This window comes from Thermosinus carboxydivorans Nor1 (assembly GCF_000169155.1).
In the GTDB taxonomy this organism is placed as follows: domain Bacteria; phylum Bacillota; class Negativicutes; order Sporomusales; family Thermosinaceae; genus Thermosinus; species Thermosinus carboxydivorans.
In genome coordinates this window covers 1-12,955 of record NZ_AAWL01000029.1, presented here as the reverse complement: position 1 = coordinate 12,955, position 12,955 = coordinate 1, and the positions used below count along the sequence as shown (strand labels likewise).

The window sequence follows — 12,955 nt, the reverse complement described above, 5'->3', positions numbered from 1 at the left end:
TACTGAATATAAAAGCAGAGGTGAGAATTTTGGCATCTAAGGGTATTATTGCCAGGGTACTGCCTAACAGCATCGCAAGCGAGCTAGAGCTTGTGCCCGGCGATCGTTTGCTCGCGGTAAACGGAAAACCGGTTCAGGACATTATTGACTTAAGTTTTGCACTGGCAGAGGAAACGGTTGAACTGCTGGTGGAAAAGGCAAATGGTGAACAGGAACTCATTGAAATCGAAAAAGATTACAACGAAGATCTTGGTATAGAGTTTGAAAGCGCTGTTTTTGATCAGGTGCGTCGTTGCGCTAACCGCTGCATTTTTTGTTTTGTTGATCAAATGCCGCCAGGAATGCGCGGCAGCCTCTATGTAAAGGATGACGATTATCGCCTATCTTTTCTTTATGGTAATTTTATTACCCTGACTAATTTAGGCCCTCGCGATCTTGAACGTATTCGCCGGTTTCATCTGTCGCCTCTCTATGTTTCTGTGCATGCAACAGATGGAGATGTGCGGCAAAAAATGCTGGGCAATAAGCGGGCCGGTCAAATCATGCAGCAACTCCGCGATCTTATTGACGCGGGTGTGGAACTTCATACCCAGGTAGTGCTGTGCCCTAATATCAATGACGGGCTTATCCTGGAAAAAACCATCGCCGATTTAGCCGAACTATATCCGCATGTTCTGTCGCTAGCCATAGTTCCGGTGGGATTGACCCGCTTTCGCGAAGGTTGTTATCCCCTAAAATCCTTTACTGCGGATCAAGCGGCCGCTATTATCAATACCGTGCATCATTGGCAGCGCCGCTTCCAGCAACAATGGGGAACGGCATTTGTCTATTTGGCAGATGAATTTTATCTTGCTGCCGGCCATCCCATCCCTGAGTATGACTTATATGGCGATTTTCCACAACTGGAAAATGGCGTCGGGATCGTCCGCGCGTTTTTAGCCGAATGGGAAAAACAAACAACGGACGGGGCAGCATATGCCGAAAAACATTATATTGATGTAGTATGCGGTGTTTCAGCCGCCAAAATTATCGAGCCGCTGCTGGCAGACCTAAAAATTCCTAACCTGTATACCAGGGTCGTAGCTGTAGAAAACATTTTTTTTGGGCCAAGCGTTACGGTAACCGGTCTTTTGACCGGGCAGGACATTTTGACCGCTTTGCGCAGACTCCCTGGACCGCGTACCGGTGTTATTATTCCCGGAGTAGCGTTACGGAAAGGTGAAGCTGTTTTTTTGGATGACCTAACCCCTGATAAGTTGGCACAGGAGCTAGGAACTGCGGTCCGAACGGCCTATTTTGCGAAAGACCTGCATCACTTGCTTACGGCTTGGAGGTAAAAGCATGAAAACGTCGCTCGGTTTAATCCAAGTATATACTGGTAATGGCAAGGGAAAAACTACTGCTAGCCTGGGATTGGCGCTTCGGGCCTGCGGTCATGGGTTTAAGGTATGTATGATCCAGTTTATGAAGAATAATCCGGATTATGGGGAGATGAAAGCTGCTCATCTGCTGCCAGGATTTAAAATTATTCCTGTTGGTCGCAACGAGTTTGTGAATTTGAAAAATCCGGAGTCTATTGATATCCAATTGGCCCGTGACGGCTGGGAATTAGCTAAGGTCGTACTTCGCTCCCGGGAATACAATATTGTCATTTTGGACGAAATCAATGTTGCAATGGCCTGCGGCTTAGTGGATACACGGGAGGTTGTTTCTTTTTTACAAGAAATCAGGGGTGAGACGGAAATACTGCTGACAGGCAGATACGCTCCCGCCGAAATTATTGCGATTGCCGACTTGGTAACGGAGATGTGCGAAGTGCGCCATCCTTATTCTCAGGGCCTTGAGTCCCGGCAAGGAATCGATTATTAGAAACTAAATTTCAAAAAGGTGATGACAGTGAGCAAACCTATTGTCGCGATTGTGGGCCGCCCTAATGTGGGTAAGTCCACTCTGTTTAATTTTATTGCCAAAAAACGGGTATCTATTGTCGAGGATTTGCCTGGCGTTACTCGTGACCGGATATATATGGATGCCGAGTGGTTAGGCCGGGAATTTACTATGATTGATACCGGCGGTATAGAAATCGAGACTACTGATCGCATACTTGCCGCTACCCGCCATCAAGCCCAATTAGCCATCGAAGAGGCTGATGTTATCATCTTTGTGGTCGATGGCAAAACAGGTATAACAACAGCGGATGAAGAAGTAGCGGCGATGCTGCGTTCTACCCGTAAGCCGGTTGTATTGGCTGTCAACAAGATTGACAGTCCCAAAGATGAACCGGCCGTTTATGAATTTTACAACCTTGGCTTAGGTGATCCGATTGCTATTTCGGCCACTAATGCCCTCAGTATTGGCGATTTGTTGGATAGGGTGATTGAACTCCTTCCACAAACAGAGGATGCAGAGGAAGACGATGATGTTATCAAGGTGGCTTTTATTGGGCGGCCTAATGTCGGGAAATCTTCTTTAGTAAACGCCCTGCTAGGTGAAGAACGGGTAATTGTCAGCGATATACCAGGGACCACACGCGACGCAATAGATACTTATTTTGAAAAAGATGGCACCAAATTCATTCTTATTGACACAGCAGGCATGCGGCGCAAAGCCCGCATCAATCAGCCTGTGGAACGGTACAGTGTTATCCGTTCACTGCGAGCCGTGGAACGAGCTGATGTTGTCCTTGTGGTCATTGATGCTGTGGATGGCGTTACCGAACAAGATAAGAAAATTGCCGGATATGCTCATGAAGCGGGACGGGGCATTATTATTGTTGTCAACAAGTGGGATCTGATTGAAAAGGACAGCAAAACCGCTCTGCGTTATACAGAGAATATCCGTAGCGAAATGGCCTTTATACAGTATGCTCCTGTTTTGTTTACTTCCGCTCTTACCAAACAGCGTGTACAGAGGATTTCGGAGTTGGTAAAATTCGTGGCTGAGCAGCATGCTATGCGTGTACAGACAAGTGTTCTCAATCAGGTGATCGAAGACGCGATCCGCATTAATCCTCCGCCTACGGGCAGAGGTACGCGCCTGAAAATTTTCTATACTACTCAGGCTGAAGTAAAACCACCTACTTTTATCTTTTTTGTAAATGAACCGGAAATAATGCACTTCTCTTACCTTCGTTATTTGGAAAATAAATTGCGGGAAGCATTTGGCTTCGAAGGCACGCCGTTGAGGTTGGTTGTGCGCGGGCGCAAAGAAGAGGAGTGAGTTAATGCAGTATTTTTGGATTTTTGTGTTTAGCTATTTAATTGGGTCAATCCCGAACGGTTTAATTATCGGTAAACTGATGCGCGGCGTGGATGTTCGGCAATTTGGCAGTAAAAATATAGGCGCTACCAACGTATACCGTGTTCTGGGACCGTGGCCCGCGTTTTGGGTGTTATTGACCGACTTAGCCAAAGGCGTTGCCGGCGTCTATCTTGGCCAGTATTTTGCAGGAACGCCGCTGGCCATGTTGGTCGGGGGTATTGCCGCTATTGCCGGACATAACTGGTCTGTTTTTCTAAAATTTAAAGGCGGCCGGGGTGTTGCTACCGGCTTAGGTGTTATTGCTGTTATTGTGCCTAAAATCACGCTTATTGTCTTTATTGTTTGGGCGCTTATCGTGTATTTTACCCGTTATGTATCTCTCGCATCAATTGTGGCTGCGGCTTTAGTACCCCTGCTGATGTGGGGCTTTGGCGTGCAGAAGGAGTTTTTGTATTTTGGCATTGTTGCTGTTCTTTTTGTTATTGTTCGGCACAAGCCTAATATTGAACGGCTGCTCAAGGGTGAAGAGTTAAAAATTAAAGCTGGTAGTAGTAAAATTAACAAGGAGAAGTGAATTACCATTGAAAAAAGTGGCTGTTATTGGAGCTGGGAGTTGGGGTACCGCATTGGCTGGGCTCCTGGGAGAAAATGGCCATGAGGTAGTGTTGTGGGCGCGCAACAAGCGGTTGGCTGACGAGTTAAATCAAACACGGGAAAATACTGCTTACTTGCCGGGAGTATTATTGCCGTCTTCCGTGATTGTTACTAATGATCTTAAACAAGCTATTGCCGGCGCTCGTTTTATTTTTGTGGTCACTCCTTCTCATGCCGTAAGGGAAACGGCGGTAGCGCTAAATGAAATGCTGACTGGCGAAAAGATTATTGTTTCGGCGGCTAAAGGACTGGAATTAGGTACATTTAAACGAATGTCCGAAGTTATCGCCGAGGAACTACCGGCATACGCTGAAACGATTGCTGTTCTATCAGGCCCCAATCATGCCGAAGAAGTCGGAAGGCGTCATCCTACCGCATCGGTAGTGGCCGCTACTTCGCAGGAAGTAGCGGAATTAGTGCAGGATCTTCTTATGAATCCTTTTTTCCGCGTTTATACTAATCCGGATGTAATTGGCGTTGAACTGGGAGGGGCGTTAAAGAACATTATTGCGCTGGGAGCAGGAATTGCCGAGGGGTTGGGATTTGGCGATAATGCCAAGGCGGCACTAATGACCCGTGGGCTTGCCGAAATTGCCCGTTTGGGAATGGCTATGGGTGCAAAGCCATTAACTTTCGCTGGCCTAGCAGGTGTCGGCGACTTGATGGTGACATGCACCAGCCGTCATAGTCGCAACCGCCGTGCCGGTATTATGGTTGCCCAGGGGAAAAGCGTCCAACAAATTCAGGCGGAAACTAACATGGTGGTGGAAGGGATTCGTTCAACGTTGGCAGCCTATAAATTGGCCCAACGATACAAAATTGTGATGCCAATCACCGAACAAACTTATCGCATCCTCTATGAAGGCAAACCACCCCGCGAAGCAGTTCTTGAACTCATGACGCGTGGCAAGACCCATGAAATCGAAGAAGTGGCAGTCTCGTGCGGGACACTTTGGCAAAAGTAAATACTTTTGCAGGAGAGAAAAGAAGAGTATGGAGTTACCATACTCTTTTCTTTATTTGTAATATCTTCTGCGGCATGTCATATATTTATAATGATTATTTGACATTTCTTGTATTTTGCAGGTAATTGTCCGCATCCGTCCGGTATTACCGCTAAAGGAGGGATGATTAAGGTCGTAGTGGGCATTATACGCAAAGATATCAGAGAGTTACAGAGTGGGGAGGGGAAACAATGGAAAAATTCGATCTGTTCAGAGACATCGCTGAACGTACTGGCGGCGATATTTATATCGGCGTTGTAGGCCCAGTACGCACCGGCAAATCGACTTTCATCAAACGGTTTATGGAGACAATGGTCTTGCCGAACATCGCAGATCCTTATGATAAAGAACGGGCAAAAGATGAACTTCCGCAAAGCGGCGCCGGTAAAACTATTATGACAACCGAGCCGAAGTTCATTCCGAATGAAGCAGTCGAAATTACCGTAAAGGACAATGTAACGGTGCGGGTACGTATCGTTGACTGTGTCGGCTATACTGTTGAGGGTGCTCTTGGCTACGAAGAAGAGGAAGGGCCCAGAATGGTATTGACCCCATGGTTTGACCACGAAATTCCGTTTCAGGAAGCGGCGGAAGTAGGGACTCGTAAAGTAATTGCCGAACATTCTACTATTGGTCTGGTAGTGACCACTGACGGCTCTGTCACTGACCTGGCCCGGGACAAATATGTACCGGCGGAAGAGCGGGTCATTGCCGAACTAAAAGAACTGCAGAAGCCGTTTTTGGTAATTCTCAATACCAATCAACCCACAACCAAGGAAACGCGTGAATTGGTGGCAAAACTGGAAAACAAATATGATGTACCCGTAATTCCCATTGATTGCGCTCAACTCAATCATGATGACATTTACGCTATTCTCCAGGAAGTGTTGTACGAATTCCCGGTCAGGGAAGTAAACATTACGCTGCCCAAGTGGGTGGAAGAGCTGGATGGCGATCATTGGCTACGCCTGAAGTTCGACGGCGCCGTGAAAGAAGTAGTTGGATATGTTCGGCGCCTGCGGGATATTGATCGCGCTATTGACGATCTTTCCAGCTATGACTTCGTTGCCGATGTTATTTTGCATGATATGGATCTTGGCAGCGGCGTCGCCGTGATTGAGATGACTACTCGTAATGATCTTTTCTACCAAGTACTGGAGGAGCTTACCGGCTTTACCATCGGCGGCGAGCATCATTTGCTACGCCTTATGCAAGATCTAGCCGTAGCTAAGCGTGAATATGATAAATTGGCAACTGCCCTTGAGCAAGTAAGGCAAACGGGTTACGGTATTGTACCGCCGCAACTTGAAGAAATGGTGCTCGAAGAGCCAGAAATCATCCGTACCGGGAATCGTTTCGGCGTAAAATTGCGGGCAAGCGCGCCTTCGCTGCATATCATTAAGACTGATGTGCAGACCGAAATATCGCCTATCATTGGAACGGAAAAACAAAGTGAAGAGCTTATCCAATACCTTATGCGCGAATTTGAAGGTGAGCCTGAAAAAATCTGGCGGACCAACCTGTTTGGTAAATCAATTAATGCCTTGGTGCGCGAGAGCATCCAAAACAAACTTACCAGTATGCCGGAAAATGCACAGAACAAATTGCGTGAAACTTTGCAAAAAGTTGTCAATGAGGGTAGTGGCGGTTTAATTTGCATTATTTTTTAAAAGTCAGGTGGATGAAAAATAAAGCAGTCAGTCTATCTAGACTGACTTTTTATTTTTCATCCATCTTGTCATTTGTATAAGCCCTGCGTTATAATGTCTACTATAAGAGGATAATTATCCGTGTACGCAATACGGGAGGAGTGCAAGAATATGGTGACAATGCAAAAGTCGGCGTTCTATCTTGTCCGGGAGGAAATTTTGCCCGAAGCAATCAAAAAGACAATTAAAGTGAAGGAGTTATTAAAGCGCGGTGAAGCAAAAACCATCAATGAAGCTGTTGAAAAGATGGGGCTTAGCCGCAGCGCCTATTATAAATATAAAGACTTTGTTTTTCCTTTCTATGAGGCCAGCAAGGAGAAAATCGTGACTATCGCCTTACTGCTGGAGCATAAGCCGGGCGTGTTGTCAAGAGTCCTTAATACGATTGCTGGCGATCGAGGCAGTGTTCTTACTATTAACCAAGGTATTCCTCTTCAAGGTGTAGCTAACGCCACTATCTCAATTGAAACGGCTGACCTTGCTGTCGATTTGGAAGCTTTGCTGGACAAGCTGCGCATGGTTGAGGGCGTAAAGCGGCTGGAACTTCTTGGTCAGGCATAAGGGGGAAACAAGATGGGAGAGAAGGTTATTCAAGTTGGGTTACTGGGTATGGGAACGGTCGGCTCCGGTGTAGTAAAACTCTTGGCGGCCAATGCGCAGGATATTGCCCGCAAAGTAGGGGCGCCGGTGAGAATAAAAAAAGTACTAGTCCGTGATCCCGAAAAACCAAGGCCGGGTCTATTGCCCGACCAGCTCGTCTTTGACGCTGCGGCAGTAATTGATGACGCCGACATAGATATTATAGTAGAAGTAATGGGCGGCGAACAACCAGCGAAGGATTATATTTTACAGGCCCTTAACCGCGGAAAACATGTCGTGACGGCCAATAAAGATGTTGTTGCAAAGTATGGCCGGGAATTGTTCGCGGCGGCGGAAGCAAACCATGTGGACTTCTTGTTTGAGGCCAGCGTCGGCGGTGGTATTCCTATTATCAGGCCGCTCAAACAATGCTTGGCGGCCAATAAAATCAGCGAGGTCATGGGGATTGTCAACGGTACGACGAATTATATGTTAACCCAGATGACTCAGCACCGCCTGGACTTTGCTACGGCGTTACGCCAAGCCCAGGCCGCAGGTTATGCCGAAGCAGACCCTACCGCTGACGTGGGTGGTTGGGATGCAGCTCGTAAAATAGCGATTTTGGCTTCCATCGCTTTTGGGACTCGTGTCACGGTTGATGATGTCTATGTAGAAGGGATTACTACCATCGGCGCTGAAGATATTGAGTACGCGCGCGAATTGGGTTATGTTCTCAAACTTCTTGCTGTTGCGAAAGAAACCGACAAAGGTATTGACGTTCGTGTTCATCCTGCTTTTATTCCCCATCATCACCCGCTTGCGGCGGTACAGGACGTCTTTAATGCTATTTATGTGCGTGGCGATGCGGTTGGCGAAACGATGTTCTACGGACGTGGTGCCGGACAGATGCCTACAGCCAGTGCGGTAGTGGCGGACATAATTGATGTGGCGCGCGACATCCGTCATCATGTCAGCAGCCGCATTCTTTGCACCTGCTATGAGCAAAAACCTTTGTGCCCCATTGAGCAGACAGCGTCTCCCTATTACATCCGTATGTTAGTTGAAGATAAACCAGGTGTGCTCGCTGCGATTGCCGGTGCGTTCGGGGCCCAGCAGGTTAGCTTGCATTCAGTCATCCAAAAACGCAAAGTGGATAATTGGGCCGAAGTAGTACTTATCACCTACCGGGTATCACACGCCAGTCTGCGGCTGGCTATCAACACTATCGAGGGAATGTCTATAGTTGGCAAAGTACAAAACGTTATTCGGGTAGAAACTGGCGAAATCGAGTAAAGAGAGTAACAGAAAGATATTAGAAGAATCGGAGAGAAGAAGTATGGCACAATCAGTTAAAGTTCGCGTACCCGGGACTATTGCCAATTGCGGCCCAGGTTTTGACGCGGTGGGGATGGCGGGCACAATTTACAATTATCTAGAGTTAACGTTAACCGAACAGCCAGGTGTTTATATTGAAGTAAAGGGAGAAGGTAGCGGCACTATTCCGGACAACGAGCATAACATTGCCTATCAGGCTGTCCAAGCCGTTTTCCGTAAGGTCGGGGCTGAACCGTGCGGCGTTATTCTCCGCATGGAGAATAGCATTCCCTTAGCACGCGGACTTGGTAGTTCCGCCGCCGCAATCGTTGCCGGGCTTACGGCCGCGAATGCCCTGACTGGGAGTAATCTGAGCAGCGAAGAATTATTAGAAATGGCTACTCAGATCGAAGGCCACCCTGATAATGTAGCTCCCGCTTTGTTTGGCGGTGCTACCATTAGTGTTGCCGAGCTTGGCAAAGTGCGCTGCTTGCGTATTGACCCCGCTGCTATTTTCACAATGGTCGTGGCCGTGCCGGAATTCGGATTGTCAACAAAAGCGGCGCGACAGGTACTACCTAAGACAGTGCCGCATCGCGATGCCGTATTTAATGTTGGTCGGGCAGCAATGTTGGTTGGCGCTCTTTGCACCGGTAACCTTGCTTACCTCCGTTATGTGCTAGATGACCGGCTTCACCAACCTTATCGGCAGCGCCTTATTCCCGGTATGCAACGGGTTTTTGCCGCCGCAGTGGCTCAAGGCGCGCTTGGCGCAGTTATTAGCGGCGCCGGTCCTTGTCTCGTCGCCTTTACACAGCATGCGCCGGCAGCGGTCGGGGAAGCCATGGTCCACGCTTTTGCCGAGAACGGCGTGAAAGCCCATTATCTGCTTTTAGACTTGGATAGAAGTGGAGCCCAAATTATAGAAGAAGATAATACTTGACATATAATTTAAAATAGATTAAAATAATCTTTGTCAGTTGGGGGGGGATGGCCCCGGCAGAGAAAAAGATAACGGCGGGGCGTAGCTCAGTTTGGTAGAGCGCCATCTTGGGGTGGTGGAGGCCGCTGGTTCAAGTCCAGTCGCTCCGACCAGTCAAGTTAAGGCTTTGCGGGTTTTGGCCGCGAAGCCTTTTTGCTATATATTTACGAATGTAAGAAAAGCAAGTAAAAGGTGGCTAATTGCAGCCTAGTTTCGGCAAATCGCCCGTGCGTGAACAACGAGCCGAGAAAAGGCAACAATTAAGTGTTGGGTAAGACAATGCCAGTAATATAACCCAAGTATAAAAGAGGAGTTTTTTTGTTATAAATAGAATAAATAGAAAATAATACCATTCCAAAAAACAACTGCCGGGGGTGGATTTATGGATAAAGAGTCGGTTATTAGTGAGACTATCGCGAAGTATGAGAAATATATAAATCCTGCTGTGGCCCGCTTGTTTAGATTTATGGGGTTGTCAACGGTAGAATGGGAAGCGTACGACACCATTATTCGCGATATAGACGGAAAAGAATACATAGACTGTTTGGGAGGCTACGGGGTATTCAGTTTAGGACACCGCCATCCGAAAGTAGTGGAAGCGGTAAAAAAGCAATTGGATATGATGCCGCTGTCCAGTAAAGTATTGTTTAGTAAACCTATGGCCGACCTTGCTGAACTATTGGCTGAAATCACCCCAGGTGATCTCCAGTTTAGTTTTTTTGGCAACAGTGGCGCCGAAGCAGTGGAAGGCGCGTTGAAGCTGGCCCGTATTCATACTGGCCGTACAAAAATTATTGCTACGCACAATGCTTTCCACGGCAAAACGATTGGCGCCCTAAGCGCAACAGGACGGGAGTTATTTCGCGAACCCTTCAAACCGCTTCTTACCGGCTTTATTCATGTTCCTTTTGGTGATCTTGTCGCTTTAGAGCAGGCCATTGACAGCGATACGGCTGCTGTAATCGTTGAGCCCATCCAAGGAGAGGGAGGCATTATCGTTCCGCCTGATGATTATCTGCCCGGCGTGCGCCAGTTATGCGACCGGCATGGTGCCTTGCTCATCTGTGACGAGGTGCAGACTGGTCTTGGCCGAACAGGCAGGCTTTTTGCTGTTGACCATTACGCCGTAGTACCCGATATCATAACAACGGCAAAAGCGCTTGGCGGCGGAGTAATGCCGATCGGCGCCTTTACCGCCCGCCCGGCGGTATGGGAAAAATATATTACCAGTCCTTTTCTGCACACTTCAACTTTTGGCGGCAACCCCTTGGCTGCCAGCGCGGCCGTAGCTGCCATCCAGGTTATCAAGGAAGAAAAGTTGGCCGAACGGGCGGCCGAGATGGGGGATTATTTTATTGGCGCTCTGCGACAGGTAGCCGGCGATTACGCCGATGTCATCAAAGAAGTGCGCGGGCGCGGCCTGATGATTGGTATGGAACTGACGAAGGAAGGCGTAGGTGGATTGATGATGGCCGAACTCATTGCCCAAGGAGTACTTGTAGCTTATACACTTAACAATCCAAAAGTCATCCGTATTGAACCGCCGCTAACCATTTCCCGCGAGACCGTGGACAAGGTGGTGGACGCTTTTGCCAAGGCGGCGGCTACGGCTCACGACATGATTGAAGATCTGTAAGAAGGGAGGACCTACTCGTGCCATATGTAGAAGTAACCATGCCGGTCAATTGCGATAAGAGTAAAATATATCCTATTTTAAAGGATATGGAGAAGTACCCTGAATTTATGCCCGACTTGGTCAGTGTCGAAGTACTGGAACGCAAAGATAATACGACTATTACCCGTTGGGTTTCGAATGTGGACGGCCGAATTATAAAATGGACTGAGGTAGATACTTTTGATGATGAAAACATGCATATTGCTTACCGGCAAATCGAAGGCGACCTTAAAAAGTTTGAAGGCGAATGGATATTAACCGATATCCGGGAGGTACGGAGATTAAACTAACCGTTGATTTTGAATTCGGTATACCGATGATAGCTGGACTTTTGAACCCAATTTTGAAAAAGAAGGTACGGGTCAATAGCGAAAACATGCTCAAGGCCATAAAAGAAAGAATGGAAAATAATCCATAAAATCGTGAATTTTTAGCTCCCAATGGCATAATTGCCTATTGTTAATTATAAGTGAATTACTTATAATTAAACTTAAAATATGACGATGGGAGGGAAAGGCTAAGGCCAAGAATTTATCGTCTTGCTAGCGTATATATAGAAAAGGAACGGCCTCTTATCATTGTATAACGGAGGTGTTGCACATCAATGAATTCGCTTAAAACAGCCATTTTGTTGGCTGCCTTGACCGGGTTGCTGCTGGCCGTGGGAAGTTTCTTCGGCGGCACCAAAGGCATGACAGTCATGTTCGTTGTTTCTATACTAATGAATTTCTTCAGCTATTGGTACAGCGATAAAATCGTACTTAGTATGTACGGAGCCCGCGAAGTTACACATCAGGAGGCACCCGACCTGATCCGGATGGTGTCGGCCCTGGCGCAAAAGGCAAAAATACCGATGCCCAAAGTATATATTATTGACACTGACGTTCCAAATGCCTTTGCTACCGGCCGTGACCCCGAGCACGGTGCGGTCGCCGTGACGACCGGCATAATGCGCGCTCTTAATTACGAAGAGCTCGAAGGGGTAATCGCCCATGAGCTTGCGCATATTAAAAACCGGGATACCCTTATCAGTACCGTTGTTGCCACTATTGCCGGCGTGATTACGATGATTGCCAACATTGCCCAGTGGACTGCTTTCCTGGGGTTTGGCCGCAGCAATGACGAAGAAGGCAACGGTATTGCCGGGATTGTCGAGTTTATCTTTCTAGTTGTGCTGGCACCCCTTGCCGCAACGCTCATTCAATTAGGAATCTCTCGTTCCCGCGAATATCAGGCTGACGAGACGGGTGCTTTAGTATCCGGTAATCCTCTGGCCTTAGCGAGTGCGCTCCAAAAAATAGAGTATTATGCCCAACATAGAGTCATGCCGGAAGCTACGCCGGCCACATCGCACCTGTTCATTGTTAATCCTTTTAGCGGCGGCGACTGGCTCGTCAGTTTGTTTAGTACCCACCCGACTACGGCGCAGCGGGTGGCAAGACTTCAAGAGTTGGCCAAACGCATTAGGTAATTAGGCAAAACCTCCTGGATATCCAGGAGGTTTTGCAGATTTATTCAGGGTGAAAAAAGCTGAGGGAGCTAGCTTTTTTCAGGTGAATATAATGGCAATATATTGACTTTCCCCGGTAATTTGCTAAAATTTTATTTGATTGATTTTGAAGGAGGTATGAGATGAGTTGAACGCCTTAGGTCGTCACATTTTAGCAGAGTTTTACGGATGCAATGCCAGCATTCTCAACGACGTAAAAAAGTGGAAGACATTATGGTCCAATGCTGCTTTAGAAGCAGGCGCGGAAGTACGGGAAGTAGCTTTCCA

The 12,955-nt window shown here is 47.5% G+C and carries 13 protein-coding genes and 1 tRNA gene; all 14 read left to right on the top strand.

Annotated elements, in window-relative coordinates:
- The first annotated feature begins 29 nt into the window (after positions 1-29).
- Positions 30-1,337 carry a DUF512 domain-containing protein gene (locus TCARDRAFT_RS13150; protein ID WP_007290460.1) on the top strand — a complete coding sequence of 436 codons (1,308 nt, stop codon included), beginning with the start codon at positions 30-32 and terminating at the stop codon, positions 1,335-1,337.
- A gap of 4 nt (positions 1,338-1,341) precedes the next feature.
- Entirely contained in the window at positions 1,342-1,869 is a 528-nt protein-coding gene (gene cobO, locus TCARDRAFT_RS13145; RefSeq protein ID WP_007290459.1) for a cob(I)yrinic acid a,c-diamide adenosyltransferase, read from the top strand.
- A gap of 27 nt (positions 1,870-1,896) precedes the next feature.
- Positions 1,897-3,219: a ribosome biogenesis GTPase Der gene (gene der / locus TCARDRAFT_RS13140; protein ID WP_007290458.1), complete on the top strand. Its 1,323-nt coding sequence runs from the start codon at positions 1,897-1,899 to the stop codon at positions 3,217-3,219.
- Between the two features lie 4 nt (positions 3,220-3,223).
- A complete protein-coding gene (gene plsY, locus TCARDRAFT_RS13135; RefSeq protein WP_007290457.1) occupies positions 3,224-3,835 on the top strand; it encodes a glycerol-3-phosphate 1-O-acyltransferase PlsY in 612 nt (203 codons plus the stop codon).
- Between the two features lie 16 nt (positions 3,836-3,851).
- The gene (locus TCARDRAFT_RS13130; protein WP_269635016.1) at positions 3,852-4,880 is read left to right on the top strand and encodes an NAD(P)H-dependent glycerol-3-phosphate dehydrogenase; all 1,029 of its coding nucleotides are present in this window, start codon (positions 3,852-3,854) and stop codon (positions 4,878-4,880) included.
- Between the two features lie 230 nt (positions 4,881-5,110).
- The gene (gene spoIVA, locus TCARDRAFT_RS13125; protein ID WP_007290455.1) at positions 5,111-6,589 is read left to right on the top strand and encodes a stage IV sporulation protein A; all 1,479 of its coding nucleotides are present in this window, start codon (positions 5,111-5,113) and stop codon (positions 6,587-6,589) included.
- A 153-nt stretch (positions 6,590-6,742) separates the two neighbouring features.
- Complete coding sequence (locus TCARDRAFT_RS13120; RefSeq protein WP_093688737.1) at positions 6,743-7,189, top strand: ACT domain-containing protein; 447 nt, start codon at positions 6,743-6,745, stop codon at positions 7,187-7,189.
- A gap of 12 nt (positions 7,190-7,201) precedes the next feature.
- On the top strand, positions 7,202-8,500 hold the full coding sequence (locus TCARDRAFT_RS13115; RefSeq protein ID WP_007290453.1) for a homoserine dehydrogenase: 1,299 nt from the start codon (positions 7,202-7,204) through the stop codon (positions 8,498-8,500).
- Between the two features lie 43 nt (positions 8,501-8,543).
- A complete protein-coding gene (gene thrB / locus TCARDRAFT_RS13110) occupies positions 8,544-9,464 on the top strand; it encodes a homoserine kinase (protein WP_007290452.1) in 921 nt (306 codons plus the stop codon).
- A gap of 75 nt (positions 9,465-9,539) precedes the next feature.
- Positions 9,540-9,616: transfer RNA gene (locus tag TCARDRAFT_RS13105), tRNA-Pro, on the top strand.
- Between the two features lie 269 nt (positions 9,617-9,885).
- On the top strand, positions 9,886-11,139 hold the full coding sequence (locus tag TCARDRAFT_RS13100) for an aspartate aminotransferase family protein (protein WP_007290451.1): 1,254 nt from the start codon (positions 9,886-9,888) through the stop codon (positions 11,137-11,139).
- A gap of 17 nt (positions 11,140-11,156) precedes the next feature.
- On the top strand, positions 11,157-11,468 hold the full coding sequence (locus TCARDRAFT_RS13095) for a type II toxin-antitoxin system RatA family toxin (protein WP_007290450.1): 312 nt from the start codon (positions 11,157-11,159) through the stop codon (positions 11,466-11,468).
- 314 nt (positions 11,469-11,782) lie between these two features.
- Positions 11,783-12,649 carry a zinc metalloprotease HtpX gene (htpX, locus tag TCARDRAFT_RS13090; protein WP_007290449.1) on the top strand — a complete coding sequence of 289 codons (867 nt, stop codon included), beginning with the start codon at positions 11,783-11,785 and terminating at the stop codon, positions 12,647-12,649.
- A 166-nt stretch (positions 12,650-12,815) separates the two neighbouring features.
- The coding region (locus TCARDRAFT_RS16450; RefSeq protein WP_040683450.1) for an S-adenosylmethionine decarboxylase at positions 12,816-12,955 on the top strand (140 nt) is incomplete at its 3' end.

Coding starts and splice junctions, on each gene's coding strand:
- cobO (WP_007290459.1), top strand. CDS start 1,342: ATGAAAACGTCGCTCGGTTTAATCCAAGTATATACTGGTAATGGCAAG.
- plsY (WP_007290457.1), top strand. CDS start 3,224: ATGCAGTATTTTTGGATTTTTGTGTTTAGCTATTTAATTGGGTCAATC.
- spoIVA (WP_007290455.1), top strand. CDS start 5,111: ATGGAAAAATTCGATCTGTTCAGAGACATCGCTGAACGTACTGGCGGC.
- TCARDRAFT_RS13115 (WP_007290453.1), top strand. CDS start 7,202: ATGGGAGAGAAGGTTATTCAAGTTGGGTTACTGGGTATGGGAACGGTC.
- thrB (WP_007290452.1), top strand. CDS start 8,544: ATGGCACAATCAGTTAAAGTTCGCGTACCCGGGACTATTGCCAATTGC.
- TCARDRAFT_RS13100 (WP_007290451.1), top strand. CDS start 9,886: ATGGATAAAGAGTCGGTTATTAGTGAGACTATCGCGAAGTATGAGAAA.
- htpX (WP_007290449.1), top strand. CDS start 11,783: ATGAATTCGCTTAAAACAGCCATTTTGTTGGCTGCCTTGACCGGGTTG.